This is a genomic window from Pseudomonas alloputida (assembly GCF_021283545.2).
GTDB lineage: Bacteria > Pseudomonadota > Gammaproteobacteria > Pseudomonadales > Pseudomonadaceae > Aquipseudomonas > Aquipseudomonas alloputida.
The window spans coordinates 3986089-4002480 of the sequence record NZ_CP128540.1 but is presented as its reverse complement, the minus strand read 5'-3'; the positions used below and the strand labels follow the sequence as shown (position 1 = coordinate 4002480).

Sequence of the window (16392 nt, the reverse complement as noted above, 5' to 3'; positions counted from 1 at the left end):
TCCAGTTACGGTTGGGATGCCCGATAGCGCCGCATGAGGCCTTTCGTCAGGCGCTGCATGATTCGCGGGTATCGGTCGGGGTGGTGAAGGCGGCAGTAGAGGTGCTCTCTGCCATAGCCTTCGTGATCGCAGTAGTCGCAATCGCAGTGCTTCTTGAGCATCGCCCGGGCCTCAGCAGCACAGGCGGCGCGCAGCGTGAACCAGCGACGACCGCCGCCACGGAAGACGGCAGCAGTCTCGACTGTGACGGCCATAGTCGCCTCCAGGTGGTGGGTTATTCGGTGGGTGGAGTGAGGTGTGGCTGCCAGTGGGTTACGCGATGCTCGAAGCGCGAGCCATCGCCGTAACGCCAGTCGATGCCATTCCAGTAGAGGAAGCGGGCGCCGTTGAAGGCGCTTTGCGCTTTTCGCGCTGGTGTGTAGGCGATTACCCAGGCCTTGCCGCCGCCCTTGGGCAGGTCAGGCATGCGCTCAGAGCAATTGATCCAGCCGCTCATGGCTCTTCACCAAGGCGACGGCGCTCGGTTGCCATTTCCATCTCCAAATCGTGCCGCTCCTCGCCGATCAGCTCGGCTACGGCCTTTTCGATTTGATCCATGGCCTGCTGCTCGTCAGCGGCGCGGCGAATCATCACCCGCAGCAGCTGGATGGCCGCATCAAGACGTGTTGGGTAGACCTGAGCCGAAAACCCGCTGGCTAAAGGCTCTTGAATCATGATCTGGCCGGAAATGCTCATTCCGCTCATTTAGTGATCCTCAGGACCGCATTGGTCAGGCGCAGGCGCGGGTGACCAAACCCACCGTGAAAGGTGGCCTGGCGCCTGCCAATGCAGTCGAAGTGAAGGGAAGGAGATGCAGATGCCGGGCGCTACCCCGGCAGCTGGCTTGGCGTGGACCCATCCAGCGGCGCAATTCGTTTACCCTCAGAGCGAGGGAAGGGACGTCCACAGGTGCTTCGGTAACCGCGCCCGGAGCTGGGCGCTTCTCTGCATCGGTGATGTGACTTGGCGGGGATTCGAACCCCAAAGACTTACGCCAGCTTCGGCAGCGCTACCTGACTGGCCGCACCAGCTTGGTGTGGCGCCCCTGATCCGCCGAGGCAAACTACAAGTCACATCACCGATGCAGCCTGCAATGGGGAGCAGGGCATCGGGCAGTTAACGTCAGGCGGACGTGGCGCTGGTTGTTCATTCTTCGTCGGGTTCAGGCTCCCGTCCCGTCACCTCATAAGCGAAAGCCTGCCATTTCTGCTGGTCGGCCTCGGACATCTCGCTCCACCCAGCCGACTCATCACGGGAGATCGCTTCGCCACCCTTGAAGGTGACCGTGCCGCAGTTGCTGCCTATGTCTTCATCGGCGTAGGCAATCTCGATTGTTGCCTCCGGAAACAACTGGCTCAGCTTGAGGAAAACCGGCTCAGGGAAGGACCAGGCGGTGTCGAACTTAGCCTGGCCAGGCTCTTCGATGCTCTGGTCGCAAGCGTTCCACTTGGTGCCCCAGGCGGATCGGGCGAAGTCCATGCTGTGCATGAAGCCGGTCTTCCGGTGGTTGCGCAGCATCTGCACGAACTGCTCGAAGCTTTCATCGCTCAGCTTGGAGATGTCGAAGCGGCTACGACTTTCGCGCTGCAGGCCGCCAACGAGCGGGTGATCGCTCAGCGGCAGCCGCAGCACAGCCTCAGCAGCAGTCTCGGCATCACCGAAGACGCCATTCCACGGAAACTCACCTTCAAACTTGAGGATCTTGCCGAAGTCGATGCGGCCTTCCTCGTTGACCATCGCCTGAATGACTTCCTGCGGCGCCTTGACCTTGTTGGTTACCCAATTTGGCATTTCGTGTTCCTCCAGTGGATTCCCAAAGCACCCGGTCGCCCAGGTGCTTCAGTGAATCGCCGGTCATTTGTGTGCTTCGGGGTCTTTGATGTGCTTGTCGAACAGCTTCTTGTGGCGCCGGGCGAAGCGGGCGACGAACGCAATGGCAAACAGGGAAACGACGAATAGGGCCAGCGCATAAAGCTTGAAGAGGAGGTAAATCGACAGAGGCGTAAAAAGCACCACTAAGAACAAGTCGATAAAGGGGTCCGTTTTTGTCTCCCCTTTTTTGTCTTTCCACCACAGATAAGTGCTTGTAGAGCCTTTCGTTTCGAAGGCTGTCCATCCGCGCAGTCGAGCTATCAGCTCAATAACAGGATTGCGCCCTGGCTCGCTGTCGTCGACCCATCCCCAGGCATGGCGCCATGCTTTTCCAAGCAGGATGATCAATCCGCAAGATACCGCTAGGGCAACCCCAGCGACCGCGCAGGCCAAGAGCTGCGCCGTTATAGACTCAAGAAATGGCGGGATACTCATAAGGTGTTCTCCGGTTGATTTCCCAATGCAGCCTGTCGCCAAGCTGCATCAGTGAAATCTCTTTTCTCCACCACCCACCGCTACCGAGTCGTCTCTCACCGGCGCCGCACATTTCGTGTTCGATGCATTGCCAGTTTGGGCGGGTGATTTCGCGTGCTTGCATGTGGAAGCACGGCAGCTATCCAGAGGCTGCATGGTCGACGGTTTAGCTTGGTTGCCACCGGCGGCTGCCGGTACGTCGAGTGGTTCACGTCAGGTTGTGTAAAGAGCGGTGAGGTTTGAGGGCCTCCCGAGGGGCTGTGTTGCTTGCCGTCTCGATGGACAAAAGATACCCGCAGGTAAAACATTCAGTCAATACCCCTGGGTAAATAATTTCTCGCGCCCACAAAAAAGCCCGCGCTAGGCGGGCTTCGGTAGGTGGTATTTCTATGCTTTATTGGCAGCCACTGAGGGCGAATTGGGTGATGAGGAGCATCAGGGCGGGCTGGTCCTTCGGCTTTAGGTAGACCTTTTCGCCAGCCAGGTCCATTCGGTAGTCCAGCGAAACCGCTCGATCAAATGCCCCGGAAATGTAGATGGATACGGATCCTGTTTTGGACAGAAACCCATCAGTTGATACCTGTACCGAATCGACCCTAGCGTGTTTTTTGCAACCTGTGCTTGATCGGGATAGCTCAGCCACTACCGCATCTCCCATTTCGCGCCCAAGCTTTTCACCGGTGGCCTTTAGGCTCCTGTCTGCCGCCCACATAGTCATGACGTACCAAATGCCGGCGATTATTAGAAGGACCACTAGAAGCCTTCTGATCAGGGCCAAGAAGGAAAACCGGGATCGCCTAACATAGGGCGCATCTACAAGTCGCTCGCTGGCCATTAATGCCATTGGCCTGCCGCATCCAGGGCAGGCCGGTGCTGAGTCTGAAATTTCGCGCTGACAATCAGGGCAGGTGATGAGCGGCATGGGATTCCTTTCGCGGATCTGCTGATGCGCCATCCTACCACTCTGGCCATGAGCCATCACGCAGGCAAAGAAAAGCCCGCACTGCTATGCGGGCTAACGTAGGGATTCGGATGATTCTTCACTGTGCAGGGTAGGGCGTGAAAAAAGCGTGAAGGCGTGAAAAAGCCCGCCGAGGCGGGCTGGTCAAGAGTCAGATTGAGGAGCCACGACCGTTATAGGTATCAGGCGATGGGAGACTGAATTTCGCTGTGGAAATTCAGCTGCTCGGGGTTGGCCTCAATGCTCGCAAGAGATCTGGCCAAAATGCCGACCGTGCCAGCCCTCTTGTAGATCTGCTTGTCGTGCGTCCATATTTCTTTGGCGCCGGCTGCCACTGAGATCGCGAGAATCTGTCGGTCGTACTTTAGCTTGGCCATCGTAGAGTCTGGATCGAGTTGCTTCATCTCCTGGTTGTTTACGAGCATGGCGCACTCAATAGCAGCCAGCTGATCAAATGGAGAGACTTCGATACATTTCACGCTGTTTATGATGTCGAGATGCTGCTGATAGCTGTCACGCCGAATGCCGATCAAGTACTCAGACAAAACCGGGGCGGGCAGCACAACGACGCCTTTTATCGCCTCGATTCGCTCAACCAGGGCTTGGGCCCGCATAAATGCATTGTCTACGACTCGCCCCGTCTCTGGATCATGAAGCTCCTTAGCTCCTTCGTTCTGCATGATCTGGACCAGGACGTTTGTATCAATGACGATCTTCAAGCCTAACCCCTTGTTTCCAAAATACCGGTATGGGCGTCAGACATGTCGTTCCAATCCACCCCTCCAACGGCCTTAAGCCGGGCTATAGCTTCCTTGAAGCCAATGTCTTCCAGCTTTTCGAAGGTGCTGACTTTCAGCTTCACGAGCTTCCATGCGCCGCCCTCGGAGCGAACCCATTCGCCCTTCCCGTGCAGACGCACGGGCTTGAAAAGCAGCTGCGCAAGTCGTTCTGCAACAGCCACATCAGCCTCGCAAAGAAGGCTCTCGTTGTCAGAGCCCTCGATCCTTACTGGCACTGTCTCATCCTTTCCGCCAACGCTATAAAGCCGACCCTGGATGCTGGAGGGCTTAACAAGCCTTAGTGGAGGTTCCTCCGGTTTGACGCGTGGGAACTGGAAGATCTGGGCGCCGCCGGATCGAATAGATGCACCGGTGCCGTCAGCTGCCATATAACCAGCAAGAGTTTTGTAGGCTGTTACTGCTGATTTTTTCCCAAGCCCGCCAGAGACCTCTCGCACCTGATTCATGATCAGTGGGAATGCCTTTTCTTCAACGAATGACTTGAGCTGGGCCGATCCGGTTTCTACGCGATCGAAATGAACGGAATCCTCACAACCATAGAGCGCAGCTAAGGCGCGCAAGTATTCCGCAAGCCGTTTCATTGACAGCTGGCCCGGGGTAAGGTCGTCGAGATAAAGCGTTAACTCTTTCATGCTCTGATTATAGTCACGCGTCCATTTCAATCACTATAGGCATTCGTCATCATCGGCGTGTCGCCTAGCCGGGTTTGGCGCGACGGATGTTGCCCGCCTTCACCTCATCCCCATACCCCACCAGCCGATCCTCCCCAGCCTGCATCACCTGGCAGATCCTAATCACTGCCTGGGCGTCGTGCTCGTTTCCGGCTTCGCTCAGGCGAACCGCGATCCGCATCAGCTCGACGGCTGACCATTTGAGGTCGCTGGCCAGGCCCTGAAGGTCGCGGCGCAGGTCTTGGTTGGGCTTGTTGAGGGGCATGGCTAGAAGCTCCGTCCCGTCCACCAGTAGATGATCTGGGCCAAGATCTTGATGTCATCTTCGCGCTCGCCCGGCACCTCAATTGGCGGGTACTGTCCGTTGTCCGAGATGATCGTCAGGCCGTCCAGCCCTCGCTGGATGCGCTTGATCTGGAGCTTCCCGCGCATGAGGAAGAAGTAGATGGCGTCATCCTCAACTGAGGTAATCCCGGCATCCACCAGCACTGCGTCCCCGCTGCGGATCGTCGGCGCCATGCTGTCTCCCCGGCCCGAGATCAGCTTGAGGTTCTCCAGCTTGGTGTAGGTCAGGTTCTGGCGCACCCAGTTCGCATCTAGGCTCATGTGCTCAACAACCATGTTGATGTCAGGCGGCTCCGAGCCTGGGCCCATGGAGCCCTCTACGTCATAGCGAGGCACGTCCACCAGGTTGCGGTAGCTTTTGATCTTCTGGGCCAGCGGTGCAGGCAGGCCTTCAATGTTGATCGTTTCTGATTCATCCAGGCCTAGCCCTGGCTTGTCCATCGAGTACTGCGGAATCTGAAATTCCTTCTCGATCTCTCTGGCGAAATCCTCACCCACCCCTTTTCCGCCCTTCTTGCCAGGCGGATAAAGGCAGCGCGAGATGTAGTCAGCTTGCTTATCTAGCCGCCTGGCAAACTCGGCCTTGGCGCCATGCTTACCAGGGCCGAATTGGCGGTCGATGAGAAGCTGAAGGTTGGCCTTTCTTACTAGGTTGATATCCATCGAGCAAATATGCTTTCCCGTTACTTGTGGGTAAATGGCCTGCGGGTATTGCTTTGTACTTACCTATGGGTAAGAATTGGCGCATCACAGAGGAGATTCGTGATGCGAACCAAGCACACCAAGTTGTTGGAGTGGCTGAAAACCGCCTCGGATGCGGACGTTGAGAAAACCGGCACGACCCGTGGCTACCTGAAGCAAATTGCATATGGCAACAAGCAGGCGTCGGCGATGCTGGCCTCTTCCCTTGAGCGCGTGAGTCACGGGCTTTTGACCCGTAAGTCGCTGCGCCCAGAGGACTGGGACGTGATCTGGCCTGAGTTGCAGTGGGTAGCCTGATCATGTCTGAGAGCCAATTAAGCCTCAGCGAAGGCGATATCGCCCGAGAGATCGAGACCCTGATCTTGCAGCGGATTGCACAGGTCAGCCAAAAGCGCATTGCCCTGGAAACGGGTTGCAGTGAGTCGACGGTTTCCCGCTGGAATGACGGCGAGTACCAGCGCTGGGCGAAAGTCCTGGCGATGCTGGGGCTTCGTGTTGTTCCGCAGACTGCCGTAGTCGTAACGGCAGAGTACCTGTCCGCATTGGAAACCATGGCCAGGATCGGGCTGAAGGCTGAGAAGAAGCGGCCTGGCCCGCTGGGGTGGGACTGACATGCAATTCACCGTCACGATCAACCAGGCGAAGGCGCTTGACTGGGGGCTGAATGCCCAGCAGGCGCTGCTATTCGCGTTCGTCTACGAGTGCCCAAGCTGGGCCAAGTTGGTCAAGACGGACAAAGGCGATTTCTACGCCTTGAGCAAGGCGAAGATCGTCGAGGAACTGCCGCTGCTCACTGATAAGCCGGACACCGCGTACCGCCTGTTGAAGGCGATTGCAGGGGCCGGCCTGATCAACCTCTCCAGCACCAACAACATCACGCTGGTGCAGCTCACTGCCAAGGGCAAGGAGTGGAACAAGAAGCTCGACGGGTCGGAAAAATATCCGACCAAGAAAGAGAAGGTCGGAAAAAAATCCGATCCCTTGCCTCGGAAAAAAATCCGATCAGGGTCGGAAAAATCTCCGAGCAAGGTCGGAAAAAAATCCGATCCAGGGTCGGAAAAATCTCCGACAAATCAGGATACCAGTAATCAGGATACCAATCAGGGTACCAGTCACAGTGTGCAGGAGGCCCCGGCTGCGCCGTCGCAACCTGCCGGCCAGGTCGTGGTTTCGTCCGCTGCGCCGCGCTGCGAAATCCCAGCCGACATGCCGGGTCCTAAAGACCCATCCTGCAAAACCTTCAAAGCCTGGGCCAACTACGCCATGGCCTACCGCAGCCGCCATGGCGCGTGGCCGGTGTGGAACGCCAAGGCCGGCGGCCAGATCGGCCAGCTAGTCGATCGCCTGGGTGTCGATGTTGCCCACCATGTCGCCGCCTATTTCGTCCGAATCAACGACAGCAAGCTGGTCAGCCGCATGCACAGCCTTGGCGACCTGCTCCAGAACGCCGAGGCATACCACACACAGTGGGTGACCAACCGCCAGATGACCGGCACCACTGCCCGCCAGATCGAGCAAACCCAAGCCAACGTCAGCGCCGCCGAGCAGGCCCTGGAAGCGCTGCGAGCCAAGAGGGCTGCAACCCATGCTGAATGATTCCCAGCAGGAGCAGTTGCTCCTGTCCCTGTTCGCGACTGCCGAGGTGATGGGGCAGCAGCTCACCCAAGGCGCTGCGCTGCTCATGGTCGAGGATCTGCGCGAGTACAGCGAATCCGTGCTGACCAATGCTCTACGCGCCTGCCGTCGTGAAGGTGGTCGTCTGACCGTAGCCGCGATCCTGAAGCACGCGCAGGCCGCTGATGGCAGGCCTGGCAAGGACGAGGCATGGGGTATCGCCATGGCAGGCTTCGACGAGCGCGAGACCGTGGTGCTGACTGACGAAATGCGGGGGGCCATGAACTCGGCTGCCGCTATCTTCGAAGCTGGCGACAAGGTTGGTGCTCGAATGGCCTTCATGAGCGCATACGAGCGTCTGGTGGCTCAGGCTCGTGCAGAGGCCCAGCCGGTCAACTGGGGCGTATCCCTCGGGTTTGATCCAAACAGTCGAACCCAGGCCATTGAGCGCGCCGTGCGCCTGCAATTGCTGCCCCCGGAGCGCGCAGCCTTGTACCTGGCTGATCTGCGCACAACCCCGATCACCGAGGACGGCCAGGCCATTGCAGGTCTGCTCACCGGTGAGGTTCGCGCCCAGGCCAGCCCCAAGGTGCGGGAGAAGATCGCTGAAGTGCGCTGCATCCTTGAAGCAGCCAAGGCCAAGAAAGACCGCCAGCGCGCCAAGGAAGCCCAGCGCCGCCGGGTCGACACCTACCTACGCAAGCGGCAGACACGGGTCGCCATTGCTCAGTTGAACATCAAGCGCGCCGGGCAGCCGGCCGGGGAGGGTGTATGACCGTACAACGCAAATTCCTGGGTCACCAGTACATCGCCCGTCGGGCCTGCGGAAAGGTCTCGGCCTCCTGCTGGGATGACAGGGGCCAGGAGAAGGACACCGCCAAATTCGTGGCCAAGTGCGTACGCCGGGGTGACACGGTTGAGCGCATCGAGCGCCACGAAGGTGATCCCCAGCTCGAATGGATCTGCCGCCCGGGCTGCAACGACTGCCGCAAGGAGAAGCACTGATGGACACCAACAAGATGACCGCGCTCAAGGCTCGCGACATCGCCCGGGCCAAGGATCCGGCATTCGCCGTGGACACCATCCTGGCCGGTGTCGCCAAGGCCGCCGAGGCGGGCAAGTACGAATATACGATCCGCGACTACGGGTTCGGCACCAGCTGCTACTGCAACGAGAAGGACTACCCGGAGCTGTGCAAGGCAATCCTCAAGGAGCTTCGCGGCCTGGGCTATCGCTGCACCGTGCGGGCGGTAGAACGCCAGTTCGTGGACATGTGGCTTGAGGTTCGCTGGGATGAGGTGAAGCCATGACCGAAGTCTACCGCTACAAAGTCGTCAAGATGCTTTCCGAGGGCGGCAATCGCATCAGCTACGACCCGCACGGCCCCGAGGTCGTGATGGCCGAGGCCTACGACCAGCTCAAGGCCGAGAACGAGGCCCTGCGCTTGGCGGCCGTGGCTGCGGGCGAGTTCATCATGCATGAAGCCGAGGTGCGCGGGCTGCTGGATGACAAGGGTCAGGTTTCACATCGCCATCCTCGGCGGCAGCAAGCCATCGCACGAATCGAGGCGGCCTTGGCCAAGGAGTCATCCCATGACTGACTTCGTGATGCACAGCATGGCCGACGTCAACCGCCTGCTGGGGCACCTGCAGGCCCAGGACTTCACCCGGCCCAAGAAGATCGTCATCAAGGACCAGGACCGCAGCGGCGAGCAGAACAAGAAGCTTCACGCCTGCCTGAGCGATATCGCCAAGCAGGTCGAGCACGCCGGCAAGAAGTGGGACGTCCTGATCTGGAAGCGCCTCCTGACGGCCGCCTGGCTGCGTGAGGCTGGCGAACAGCCTCAGCTGATACCAGCGCTCGACGGCAACGGCTTCGACGTCGTGTACGAGCGCACAAGCCAGCTCAGCGTGAAGCAGTGCGCAAGCCTGCTGGAGTGGATTCAGGCATTTGGTGCTGAGCACCAGGTGCGCTGGAGCCAGAAGGATTTGTGGGAGGGCCGGTACTGATGCGAACTGCCCTCAAGGAAGTGAAGCAGAAGACCTGCAAGGCCTGCGGCGAGAAGTTCCGGCCAAGCTTCAACAGCACGCAGGTGGTGTGCAGCGTCAAGTGCGCTCAGGCCCATGCCCCGGTCAACCAGCAGAAGGCCCGCAAGGCCATCGACCAGCGCGAGCGCCGCGAAATCAAAGTGCGCAAGGAGAAACTGAAGAGCAGGGCGGATCACCTCAAGGAGGCGCAGGTGGTGGTCAATCAGTACGTCCGCCTGCGTGACGCTGACCTGCCGTGCGTGAGTTGCGGCCGTTTCCATGACGGCCAATGGCACGCAGGGCATTTCAGATCGGCCGGCGGACACCCGGAGTTGCGTTTCGAGCCGCTCAATATCTGGCGCCAGTGCGCCCCATGCAATACCCACAAGTCAGGCGACCTGGTGAATTACCGGGCCGAGTTGGTGCGCCGCATAGGGGCTGAAAAGGTCGAGTGGTTGGAGGGGCCTCATGAGGCCCGGCGCTACACCATCGACGACCTCAAGGCCATCAAGGCCGAGTACCGGGCAAAGATCAAACAGATGAAGGAGCAAGCAGCATGAACTGGACACCACTCGACACCGCCCAGCTGCTTCTCCTGGGGATGGTGATGCTGGGCGCCTATTGCATCGTGCGGGGAATGGTCATCGCGGCCAAGCGCAAACGCGAGGAGGGTGGCCCATGCAACTGAACAGCGCTCGCCAAGCATGGCACGACTGCCAATACACGGCCTGGGACAGCCAGGGCGCTTTCATCGAGCAACTGGGCCTGCTGGGGGCGATGGTGCAGACCACGGATCGCCAACGCACTGCCAGCCACGCTGCCCACCAGGCATTGGCCGGCCAGGTGCAGTCGGCAATCGGCAAGCTGCACAGCCAAGTCCGTGCCTTCGGTAATTTCATGTACAGCCCACGGCTGGACGACGACACCCGCGAGACTGCGGAAGAGGTGATCTTCAACCTGGTGCAGACCAAGTCTCCACGCATGACCGCCGCCAAGCGCGAAAAGCTCGAGTACGTGGTCAAGGGGGTCATGGCCCGGTACCGGTACATGCACCAGGGCGGGCAGTCGGCCAACGAAGACCCGCTTGCCTCGCCTGAGGGCTTCCGGGCGTGGATGGATGCTCACTACGGGATCGTGCTGGAATCGCGCAACTGGGAGCGAGATTGGGGCGATGTCATCCGTGTTGCATTCGAGTGCTGCGAGGACTTGGACAGGGATGCGCTGAGTCCGGTGGCGGCCGCAATTTACGAAATGCGCAGGGCCGCTTGAGGCCCTATTGCGTTCCCGTGCGGCTAGTGGCATGATTTCGCCATCCTGATAATTTTGCCTTCGGCAAACATCACTCTAAACCCGGCCTAGCGCCGGGTTTTTGTTTCCCGAAAAGGGCCTCAAAAGTCCCGGCCAAGCGCCGGGATTTTCGTTCTTGGAGATCAGCATGAAGAGCAAGTACCGCTGCCTTGTCGAGGATATCCTCAGCTGCGAGCATAAGCTGCAAGAGGCGAAGGCCATTCAGCGCGATGCTCAGGAAAAGCTGACCCAGGCAAATGGCTTCGTTTCCTATCAAGAGGCCAGCCTCCGCGAGAACGAACGCAAACTGGCCGAGATCGAGGCGCTCTTGTTTGGTTCAGAAGCCCAGGCAGCGGTCTAGGGTTGCCTCGTACTTAACGACGCCTGCGGCGATTTTCCTCCTGTTGGTCAGGTCGATAATCACCATGGTGTCCTTGGTAGAGCTGAATTTGCTGTACAGATTCAGCCTGGTATGGACATCGTCCAGGCTTCCTGAGTACTCGAATGCCACGAAGGAAGATGTTTCCTCCCAGACCTTGGGGCTCGGGGCTATCGCATAAAGCTGCTCCAGCAACGAGTCGTATCGGTCTTGATATGTCTCGTCCGCTTTAATCCTGAACGTCAATATGAAGTTTGCCATGGTTCCATCCTGTGTCGCGGCTGTAGGGATTGCGACGATAGCACGGAGCCATCTTTTTCTTCTCCTCGCCGCTTGCCCGGTCCCTCAATAGGGTCTTGCCGGGCATTTTCTTCTTGCCGCCCCTCAGGGGATATCGAGTATGTCCAACATGCCAGACAAACCAGACACCTGGGCGATTGCTCTTGCGTGGTTGAGCCAGCATTCGCCCCTCCTGTACGCGGCAGGCCTTTCCTGCGCCATGGCTGTTCTGCGAATCACCTACGGAGGTGGAACCCGTCGCCAGATGCTGGTCGAGGGTGCGATCTGCGGCGGCCTGACCCTGACGATCATCAGCGGCCTGGAGTTCTTCGGCCTGCCGCAGAGCATGTCCACGTTCGTAGGTGGATGGGTCGGCTTCCTCGGTGTCGAGAAGGTGCGCAACATTGCCGACCGCGTTACCGATTTCAAGTTGCCCAGCCGCAAGGCTGAATAGCCAGCGCCACAAAATCTAGATGCGCCGTTTCGTGGCGCGACCACCATAGGATCCACCATGGACAACCAGCACAAGAAGATCACCGGCTACCGCGACCTCACCCAAAGCGAGATCGACGGCATGAACTCGATCAAGGCCCTGGAGGCCGACGCCGGCGAGCTGTTCAAGCAGATCGGTCAGATCGAAGGCGTTGACCAGCGCACCCTGGCCCTGGCCAAGACCAACCTGCAGCAGGGCTTCATGTGGTTTGTGCGCTCGATCGCCAAGCCTGCCGACCCATTCAGCTGAGACTGGAGGCATCCATGAAATTTCGCAAAAAGCCGGTAGTGGTCGAGGCCGTCCAGTTCACGGGCGAGAACGCCTTTGAGGTTTGGAGGTTCATGGGTGAGAGTCGCCTAGTCACCAACACTGAGCTACACCACACCGACAGCCCGGTCATCCACACCTTAGAGGGGCAGCTTGTTGCCTCGCCGGGTGATTGGGTCATCAAGGGTGTGATGGGTGAGTTCTATCCATGCAAGCCCGACATCTTCGCCGCCACATACGAGCAGGTAGCATGACGACCATCGCCTACAAGGACGGCGTAATCGCCTACGACTCCCGAGTCACCCGAGGCGACCTCATCACCGACGATGATTGCGACAAGTGCATTGAGCGCGATGGCGTGAAGTTCTTCCTGACAGGCGCCGTCTGTGACTATGACGCTCTGGTGGGGGCCTATTTCGGCACATCCCCATCGGGGAAGGTCGACGCTTCTGCAATCGTCCTTCACGACGGCAATCTGATGATGGTTGCCGTAGACGACGATACCGGCCTGTGGAAGTCGCCACTCAAGGCAGACCGGCCGTACGCCATTGGCAGCGGAACGCCATACGCATTCGCTGCGATGGACATGGGTGCATCTGCCGAGAAGGCCGTCGAGATGGCGGCAAGGCGCGATACAAGCACTGGTGGCAAGGTCCGCACGCTTCGTATCGACCGAGATCAATAAGGATTCGACATGAGTACCAAGCAACCCGACTGGGAGGCGATCGAACGAGCCTACCGGGCCGGCGTGCTTTCCGTGCGAGAGATCGCAGCCGCCCACGAGGTTTCCCATACCGCCATCAACAAGCGCGCCAAGCGCGATGGCTGGGACCGAGACCTGAAGGCGAAGATCAAGGCCAAGGCCGATGCACTGGTTTCCAGGCGAGAGGTTTCCACAGAGGTTTCCAGCAAACAGGCGGAAACCGAAAGGGAGATCATCGAGCTCAATGCTGAGGTCATCGCCAACATCAGGATGGCGCACCGGGGTGATATTTCCCGGAGCCGCCGGCTGACAAACAAGCTGCTGGATGAGCTGGAATCGCTGACGGACGAGCAGGGCACCATCAAGGAGCTGATCGACCAGCTCAAGGATGGCGACCACGAAGACGGCGAGGCGATGGCTGACGTGCTGGCTCTGGCCAAGAAGATGAGCGCGTTGCCTGCTCGCACCAAGACGATGAAGGAGCTAGCCGAAACGCTGAAGACGCTCGTCGCGCTGGAGCGCCAGGCCTATGACCTGGACGTCAAGCAAGGTGGCAGCGAGGAGGAGACCCTCTCCAAGCTTATGGATGAACTATCGAAGGATGCCTGACCATGAAGCCCGAGCACATGAAACTGCTCCGGGACAGGTTCTGGCGGCTGAACAATCTGTATTTCATCACGGACAAGCAGGGCAAGAAGGTCCGCTTCCGCATGACGCAGGAGCAGATCGACTACTTCCAGGGGATGCACACCCGCAACATCATCCTCAAGGCCCGGCAGCTGGGCTTCACTACCCTGGTCTGCATCGTCCAGCTGGATGCCGCGCTGTTTGAGGCTGCCAAGTGCGCCCTGATCGCTCACACACTGAACGACGCCAAGCGGCTATTCCGAGAGAAGGTCAAGTATGCGTATGACAACCTTCCCAAGGAGATACGCGCTGCTAACCCTGCTCGCAACGATGCTGCTGGCGAGCTTGTGTTCAGCAAAGGCGGATCGCTCTACGTGTCCACATCCTTTCGGGGCGGGACTCTACGGTATCTGCACGTTTCCGAGTTCGGGAAGATCTGCGCCAAGTTCCCGCACAAGGCGCGGGAGATCGTCACTGGTGCGTTCGAGGCCGTGGCTGCTGACTGCTTCGTCACCATCGAATCAACAGCTGAGGGTCGGGCCGGGTACTTCTTCGAATACAGCCAGTCTGCCGAGAAGCAGCAGCTATCCGGCGCGCCCCTTGGCCTGCTGGACTGGAAGTTCTTCTTCTTCAGCTGGTGGCGGAACCCGCTGTACTGGCTCGACCCGACAGAAGTGGTCATCCCTGGCCGCCTGACCCGCTACTTCGACGATCTGGCCGCCAAGCACGGCATCGTCACCAACCCAGGCCAGCGCGCCTGGTACACCGCCAAGGAAAAGACCCTCGGCGACGACATGAAGCGGGAATACCCGTCGATTCCGGTCGAGGCGTTCCAGCAGTCGGTCGAAGGCGCCTACTACGCGCAGCAGTTCACCCGTCTGTACGCCGCTGGGCGTATCGGCAAGCTTCCAGACAATTCGCACCTCCCTGTGATGACCATCTGGGATATCGGTATCGGCGACTCGACGGCCATCTGGTTCGTTCGCAAGGTCGGCACCGAGTACCACGTCATCGACTACTACGAGAACAGCGGCGAAGGCCTGCGGCACTACATGAAGGTGCTGAAGGATCGCGGTTACACGTACAGCGAGCACTGGGGGCCGCACGACATCGAAAACCGCGAGTTCGGCAGCGATGCCAAGACCCGCAAGGACATCGCCAAAGACGGCTACGAGATCGACGGGGTGAAGTACAGCCTGAAGTTCCAGGTGGTGCCCAAGATCGGCGTAGACGATGGCATTGAGGCGGCGCGGGAGATCCTGCCGCTATGCGCGTTCGATGAAGCCAAGTGCGACGAAGGCGTCACCCACCTGGAGAACTACCGAAAGGAATGGGACGACAAGCGCGGCTGCTGGAAGGATCGCCCGCTGCACGACAACACGTCGCACGGCGCTGACGCCTTCCGCTACTTCGCGGTGGCCATGACCAAGCGCAAGCCGACCCCAACCCAAACCCAAGACCTGAGAATCTGACCTGTATGAGCAACGACAACCCTGCCATCACGCTACCGGCAGTCGACCGCATGCGCGAGCACTGGGCTATTGTCGACCCGCTGATGGGTGGCACTCAGGCTATGCGAGCGGCCAAAACGGCCTTGCTGCCTCAGTACCCGGCAGAGAAGGACGACACCTACGCCGAGCGCCTGAAGCTGTCCACCTTGCTCCCGGCCTACGCCGAGACGGTGGGCAACAACACTTCCCGCGTATTTGCCGAGCCGTTACAGCTGGGCGAGGACGTGCCGGGGCAGATCAAGGCCCTTTGCACTGACATCGACCTGGGCGGAAACGACCTGAACTCGTGGTCGGTCGAGTGGTTCCGCGAGGCATTGGCGAAAGGCCTGTGCCACGCACTGATCGAGCACCAACCCACCCGCGATCCCGAAGGCAACAAGCTGTACAAGACCAAAGCCGAAGAAGAGGCTGCAGGGGTTCGCCCGTATGCGGTGATCATCAAGCCCGGCCAGGTGCTGGGATGGCGCTACGAAGGATCTCGCCTGGTCCAGTTTCGCTACCTGGAAGCGGTGGAAGAGCAGGATGGTGAGTTTGGCGTCAAGTGCGTGGATCAGGTGCGCGTGCTGGAGCCAGGCCACTGGCGCACCTACCGCAAGCCCGATGGTGGCGGCGAGTGGGTGCAGAGTGGTCAGGGCGCCACCAGCCTGACCTACATCCCCCTGGTGACGTTCTACACCGGCCGCACCGGCCCGCTGACGGCAAAACCGCCACTGCTGGAGCTGGCGCACCTGAACGTCAAGCACTGGCAGAGCCAGAGCGACCAAGACAACCTGCTGCACGTCGCCCGTGTGCCGCTGCTGTTCGTGTTCACCGACGACCAAGAGTTCCAGCTGACGATCAGTTCGGCCAGCGCGACCCGGATGCCGAAGGATGGCAATGCCAAGTACGTCGAGCACACCGGGGCGGCGATCACCGCCGGCCGCGACTCGCTCAACGACCTGGTCGAAGACATGCGCATGGCCGGGGCCAAGCTGCTGCAGAAAGACAAGCAGCAGACAAAGACGGCGGCTCAGGCCAACGAAGAGGCGGCGCAGGAGCTGTCCCCGCTGGCTCGCCTGGCTGGCCAGTTCGCTGACTGCCTGGCGCAGCTGCTGCAGATCATCGCCGACTACCAAGGCCAGCAGGATGGCGGGCACGTCGAGATGCGCGGCAACTTCGACTCGGACTTCGCGCCAGAGGTATCGCTGCCGAGCCTCATCAGCATGGCCAACGCCGGAAAGATCAGCGACGAGACGCTCTACTCGGAAATGCAGCGCCGGGGCGTCATCAGCGACGATCTCAACTGGGAGAAGGAGCGCGCCCGCCTGGAAGAGCAGGGGCCGGCATTAGGAGCCATCTGAT

Annotated in this window: 29 protein-coding genes; 19 read left to right on the top strand and 10 right to left on the bottom strand. The window is 59.7% G+C overall.

Annotated elements, in window-relative coordinates; all coding sequences use genetic code 11:
* Nucleotides 1-5: 5 nt before the first annotated feature.
* From LU682_RS18430 to LU682_RS18390, 9 genes are all read right to left on the bottom strand, one after another.
* On the bottom strand, nucleotides 6-254 hold the full coding sequence (locus tag LU682_RS18430) for a hypothetical protein (protein WP_060489040.1): 249 nt from the start codon (nucleotides 252-254) through the stop codon (nucleotides 6-8).
* Between the two features lie 20 nt (nucleotides 255-274).
* Complete coding sequence (locus LU682_RS18425) at nucleotides 275-496, bottom strand: DUF551 domain-containing protein (RefSeq protein ID WP_060489042.1); 222 nt, start codon at nucleotides 494-496, stop codon at nucleotides 275-277.
* Nucleotides 493-744, bottom strand: coding sequence for a hypothetical protein (locus tag LU682_RS18420; RefSeq protein ID WP_232856888.1), 252 nt, complete (start codon nucleotides 742-744; stop codon nucleotides 493-495). The genes LU682_RS18425 and LU682_RS18420 overlap by 4 nt, the downstream gene beginning before the upstream one ends.
* 441 nt (nucleotides 745-1185) lie before the next feature.
* On the bottom strand, nucleotides 1186-1830 hold the full coding sequence (locus LU682_RS18415) for a DUF1281 family ferredoxin-like fold protein (RefSeq protein WP_060489051.1): 645 nt from the start codon (nucleotides 1828-1830) through the stop codon (nucleotides 1186-1188).
* Nucleotides 1831-1893: 63 nt separating this feature from the next.
* Nucleotides 1894-2346 carry a hypothetical protein gene (locus LU682_RS18410; RefSeq protein ID WP_232856886.1) on the bottom strand — a complete coding sequence of 151 codons (453 nt, stop codon included), beginning with the start codon at nucleotides 2344-2346 and terminating at the stop codon, nucleotides 1894-1896.
* Between the two features lie 1182 nt (nucleotides 2347-3528).
* Complete coding sequence (locus LU682_RS18405) at nucleotides 3529-4065, bottom strand: type II toxin-antitoxin system VapC family toxin (protein WP_049696245.1); 537 nt, start codon at nucleotides 4063-4065, stop codon at nucleotides 3529-3531.
* A 2-nt stretch (nucleotides 4066-4067) separates the two neighbouring features.
* The gene (locus tag LU682_RS18400; RefSeq protein WP_049696244.1) at nucleotides 4068-4778 is read right to left on the bottom strand and encodes a hypothetical protein; all 711 of its coding nucleotides are present in this window, start codon (nucleotides 4776-4778) and stop codon (nucleotides 4068-4070) included.
* A 64-nt stretch (nucleotides 4779-4842) separates the two neighbouring features.
* On the bottom strand, nucleotides 4843-5082 hold the full coding sequence (locus LU682_RS18395; RefSeq protein WP_198748549.1) for a hypothetical protein: 240 nt from the start codon (nucleotides 5080-5082) through the stop codon (nucleotides 4843-4845).
* Between the two features lie 2 nt (nucleotides 5083-5084).
* A complete protein-coding gene (locus LU682_RS18390) occupies nucleotides 5085-5825 on the bottom strand; it encodes a S24 family peptidase (protein ID WP_198748550.1) in 741 nt (246 codons plus the stop codon).
* A gap of 102 nt (nucleotides 5826-5927) precedes the next feature.
* On the opposite strand from LU682_RS18390, the gene LU682_RS18385 reads away from it, so the two are divergent.
* From LU682_RS18385 to LU682_RS18330, 12 genes are all read left to right on the top strand, one after another.
* On the top strand, nucleotides 5928-6161 hold the full coding sequence (locus LU682_RS18385; protein WP_049696242.1) for a helix-turn-helix domain-containing protein: 234 nt from the start codon (nucleotides 5928-5930) through the stop codon (nucleotides 6159-6161).
* Complete coding sequence (locus LU682_RS18380; protein WP_230852950.1) at nucleotides 6149-6475, top strand: CII family transcriptional regulator; 327 nt, start codon at nucleotides 6149-6151, stop codon at nucleotides 6473-6475. The genes LU682_RS18385 and LU682_RS18380 overlap by 13 nt, the downstream gene beginning before the upstream one ends.
* A 1-nt stretch (nucleotide 6476) precedes the next feature.
* Nucleotides 6477-7460, top strand: coding sequence for a phage replication protein (locus LU682_RS18375; protein WP_198748551.1), 984 nt, complete (start codon nucleotides 6477-6479; stop codon nucleotides 7458-7460).
* Complete coding sequence (locus tag LU682_RS18370; RefSeq protein WP_198748552.1) at nucleotides 7450-8253, top strand: hypothetical protein; 804 nt, start codon at nucleotides 7450-7452, stop codon at nucleotides 8251-8253. Before LU682_RS18375 ends, LU682_RS18370 begins: the two co-directional genes overlap by 11 nt.
* The gene (locus LU682_RS18365) at nucleotides 8250-8483 is read left to right on the top strand and encodes a hypothetical protein (protein WP_232856884.1); all 234 of its coding nucleotides are present in this window, start codon (nucleotides 8250-8252) and stop codon (nucleotides 8481-8483) included. The genes LU682_RS18370 and LU682_RS18365 overlap by 4 nt, the downstream gene beginning before the upstream one ends.
* Complete coding sequence (locus LU682_RS18360; protein ID WP_232856882.1) at nucleotides 8483-8788, top strand: hypothetical protein; 306 nt, start codon at nucleotides 8483-8485, stop codon at nucleotides 8786-8788. Before LU682_RS18365 ends, LU682_RS18360 begins: the two co-directional genes overlap by 1 nt.
* Complete coding sequence (locus tag LU682_RS18355; RefSeq protein ID WP_232856880.1) at nucleotides 8785-9078, top strand: hypothetical protein; 294 nt, start codon at nucleotides 8785-8787, stop codon at nucleotides 9076-9078. Before LU682_RS18360 ends, LU682_RS18355 begins: the two co-directional genes overlap by 4 nt.
* Nucleotides 9071-9487 carry a recombination protein NinB gene (locus LU682_RS18350; RefSeq protein ID WP_232856878.1) on the top strand — a complete coding sequence of 139 codons (417 nt, stop codon included), beginning with the start codon at nucleotides 9071-9073 and terminating at the stop codon, nucleotides 9485-9487. Before LU682_RS18355 ends, LU682_RS18350 begins: the two co-directional genes overlap by 8 nt.
* On the top strand, nucleotides 9487-10065 hold the full coding sequence (locus LU682_RS18345) for a recombination protein NinG (protein ID WP_232856876.1): 579 nt from the start codon (nucleotides 9487-9489) through the stop codon (nucleotides 10063-10065). Before LU682_RS18350 ends, LU682_RS18345 begins: the two co-directional genes overlap by 1 nt.
* Nucleotides 10062-10193 (top strand): hypothetical protein, encoded by a 132-nt coding sequence (locus tag LU682_RS18340; RefSeq protein ID WP_269805820.1) that lies wholly within the window; start codon nucleotides 10062-10064, stop codon nucleotides 10191-10193. Before LU682_RS18345 ends, LU682_RS18340 begins: the two co-directional genes overlap by 4 nt.
* Nucleotides 10184-10774: a hypothetical protein gene (locus tag LU682_RS18335; protein WP_232856874.1), complete on the top strand. Its 591-nt coding sequence runs from the start codon at nucleotides 10184-10186 to the stop codon at nucleotides 10772-10774. The genes LU682_RS18340 and LU682_RS18335 overlap by 10 nt, the downstream gene beginning before the upstream one ends.
* A gap of 166 nt (nucleotides 10775-10940) precedes the next feature.
* Nucleotides 10941-11153 (top strand): hypothetical protein, encoded by a 213-nt coding sequence (locus LU682_RS18330; protein WP_232856872.1) that lies wholly within the window; start codon nucleotides 10941-10943, stop codon nucleotides 11151-11153.
* Here LU682_RS18330 and LU682_RS18325 read toward each other — a convergent pair.
* A complete protein-coding gene (locus LU682_RS18325) occupies nucleotides 11130-11432 on the bottom strand; it encodes a hypothetical protein (RefSeq protein WP_103462644.1) in 303 nt (100 codons plus the stop codon). The genes LU682_RS18330 and LU682_RS18325 overlap by 24 nt on opposite strands.
* Nucleotides 11433-11571: 139 nt before the next feature.
* On the opposite strand from LU682_RS18325, the gene LU682_RS18320 reads away from it, so the two are divergent.
* Genes LU682_RS18320 through LU682_RS18290 form a run of 7 tightly spaced genes read left to right on the top strand, consistent with a single transcriptional unit; the run spans nucleotide 11572 to nucleotide 16391 of the window.
* On the top strand, nucleotides 11572-11904 hold the full coding sequence (locus LU682_RS18320; protein ID WP_054904549.1) for a phage holin, lambda family: 333 nt from the start codon (nucleotides 11572-11574) through the stop codon (nucleotides 11902-11904).
* Nucleotides 11905-11961: 57 nt separating this feature from the next.
* Entirely contained in the window at nucleotides 11962-12192 is a 231-nt protein-coding gene (locus LU682_RS18315; RefSeq protein WP_019751353.1) for an Acb2/Tad1 domain-containing protein, read from the top strand.
* Nucleotides 12193-12206: 14 nt separating this feature from the next.
* Complete coding sequence (locus LU682_RS18310) at nucleotides 12207-12464, top strand: hypothetical protein (RefSeq protein ID WP_232856871.1); 258 nt, start codon at nucleotides 12207-12209, stop codon at nucleotides 12462-12464.
* Nucleotides 12461-12895, top strand: a complete 435-nt coding sequence (locus LU682_RS18305) for an Ntn hydrolase family protein (protein ID WP_023661589.1) — start codon at nucleotides 12461-12463, stop codon at nucleotides 12893-12895. Before LU682_RS18310 ends, LU682_RS18305 begins: the two co-directional genes overlap by 4 nt.
* A gap of 9 nt (nucleotides 12896-12904) precedes the next feature.
* Nucleotides 12905-13522, top strand: a complete 618-nt coding sequence (locus tag LU682_RS18300; protein WP_103444635.1) for a hypothetical protein — start codon at nucleotides 12905-12907, stop codon at nucleotides 13520-13522.
* A 2-nt stretch (nucleotides 13523-13524) separates the two neighbouring features.
* The gene (locus LU682_RS18295) at nucleotides 13525-15012 is read left to right on the top strand and encodes a terminase large subunit (protein ID WP_232856869.1); all 1488 of its coding nucleotides are present in this window, start codon (nucleotides 13525-13527) and stop codon (nucleotides 15010-15012) included.
* Nucleotides 15013-15017: 5 nt separating this feature from the next.
* A complete protein-coding gene (locus LU682_RS18290; RefSeq protein WP_232856866.1) occupies nucleotides 15018-16391 on the top strand; it encodes a DUF4055 domain-containing protein in 1374 nt (457 codons plus the stop codon).
* Nucleotide 16392: the final 1 nt, after the last annotated feature.

Bases quoted from the DNA above. Each gene is read 5' to 3' on its own strand.
- LU682_RS18430 (WP_060489040.1), bottom strand. From the start codon at position 254: ATGGCCGTCACAGTCGAGACTGCTGCCGTCTTCCGTGGCGGCGGTCGT.
- LU682_RS18425 (WP_060489042.1), bottom strand. From the start codon at position 496: ATGAGCGGCTGGATCAATTGCTCTGAGCGCATGCCTGACCTGCCCAAG.
- LU682_RS18420 (WP_232856888.1), bottom strand. From the start codon at position 744: ATGAGCGGAATGAGCATTTCCGGCCAGATCATGATTCAAGAGCCTTTA.
- LU682_RS18415 (WP_060489051.1), bottom strand. From the start codon at position 1,830: ATGCCAAATTGGGTAACCAACAAGGTCAAGGCGCCGCAGGAAGTCATT.
- LU682_RS18410 (WP_232856886.1), bottom strand. From the start codon at position 2,346: ATGAGTATCCCGCCATTTCTTGAGTCTATAACGGCGCAGCTCTTGGCC.
- LU682_RS18400 (WP_049696244.1), bottom strand. From the start codon at position 4,778: ATGAAAGAGTTAACGCTTTATCTCGACGACCTTACCCCGGGCCAGCTG.
- LU682_RS18395 (WP_198748549.1), bottom strand. From the start codon at position 5,082: ATGCCCCTCAACAAGCCCAACCAAGACCTGCGCCGCGACCTTCAGGGC.
- LU682_RS18390 (WP_198748550.1), bottom strand. From the start codon at position 5,825: ATGGATATCAACCTAGTAAGAAAGGCCAACCTTCAGCTTCTCATCGAC.
- LU682_RS18385 (WP_049696242.1), top strand. From the start codon at position 5,928: ATGCGAACCAAGCACACCAAGTTGTTGGAGTGGCTGAAAACCGCCTCG.
- LU682_RS18375 (WP_198748551.1), top strand. From the start codon at position 6,477: ATGCAATTCACCGTCACGATCAACCAGGCGAAGGCGCTTGACTGGGGG.
- LU682_RS18370 (WP_198748552.1), top strand. From the start codon at position 7,450: ATGCTGAATGATTCCCAGCAGGAGCAGTTGCTCCTGTCCCTGTTCGCG.
- LU682_RS18365 (WP_232856884.1), top strand. From the start codon at position 8,250: ATGACCGTACAACGCAAATTCCTGGGTCACCAGTACATCGCCCGTCGG.
- LU682_RS18360 (WP_232856882.1), top strand. From the start codon at position 8,483: ATGGACACCAACAAGATGACCGCGCTCAAGGCTCGCGACATCGCCCGG.
- LU682_RS18355 (WP_232856880.1), top strand. From the start codon at position 8,785: ATGACCGAAGTCTACCGCTACAAAGTCGTCAAGATGCTTTCCGAGGGC.
- LU682_RS18350 (WP_232856878.1), top strand. From the start codon at position 9,071: ATGACTGACTTCGTGATGCACAGCATGGCCGACGTCAACCGCCTGCTG.
- LU682_RS18345 (WP_232856876.1), top strand. From the start codon at position 9,487: ATGCGAACTGCCCTCAAGGAAGTGAAGCAGAAGACCTGCAAGGCCTGC.
- LU682_RS18340 (WP_269805820.1), top strand. From the start codon at position 10,062: ATGAACTGGACACCACTCGACACCGCCCAGCTGCTTCTCCTGGGGATG.
- LU682_RS18335 (WP_232856874.1), top strand. From the start codon at position 10,184: ATGCAACTGAACAGCGCTCGCCAAGCATGGCACGACTGCCAATACACG.
- LU682_RS18330 (WP_232856872.1), top strand. From the start codon at position 10,941: ATGAAGAGCAAGTACCGCTGCCTTGTCGAGGATATCCTCAGCTGCGAG.
- LU682_RS18325 (WP_103462644.1), bottom strand. From the start codon at position 11,432: ATGGCAAACTTCATATTGACGTTCAGGATTAAAGCGGACGAGACATAT.
- LU682_RS18320 (WP_054904549.1), top strand. From the start codon at position 11,572: ATGTCCAACATGCCAGACAAACCAGACACCTGGGCGATTGCTCTTGCG.
- LU682_RS18315 (WP_019751353.1), top strand. From the start codon at position 11,962: ATGGACAACCAGCACAAGAAGATCACCGGCTACCGCGACCTCACCCAA.
- LU682_RS18310 (WP_232856871.1), top strand. From the start codon at position 12,207: ATGAAATTTCGCAAAAAGCCGGTAGTGGTCGAGGCCGTCCAGTTCACG.
- LU682_RS18305 (WP_023661589.1), top strand. From the start codon at position 12,461: ATGACGACCATCGCCTACAAGGACGGCGTAATCGCCTACGACTCCCGA.
- LU682_RS18300 (WP_103444635.1), top strand. From the start codon at position 12,905: ATGAGTACCAAGCAACCCGACTGGGAGGCGATCGAACGAGCCTACCGG.
- LU682_RS18295 (WP_232856869.1), top strand. From the start codon at position 13,525: ATGAAGCCCGAGCACATGAAACTGCTCCGGGACAGGTTCTGGCGGCTG.
- LU682_RS18290 (WP_232856866.1), top strand. From the start codon at position 15,018: ATGAGCAACGACAACCCTGCCATCACGCTACCGGCAGTCGACCGCATG.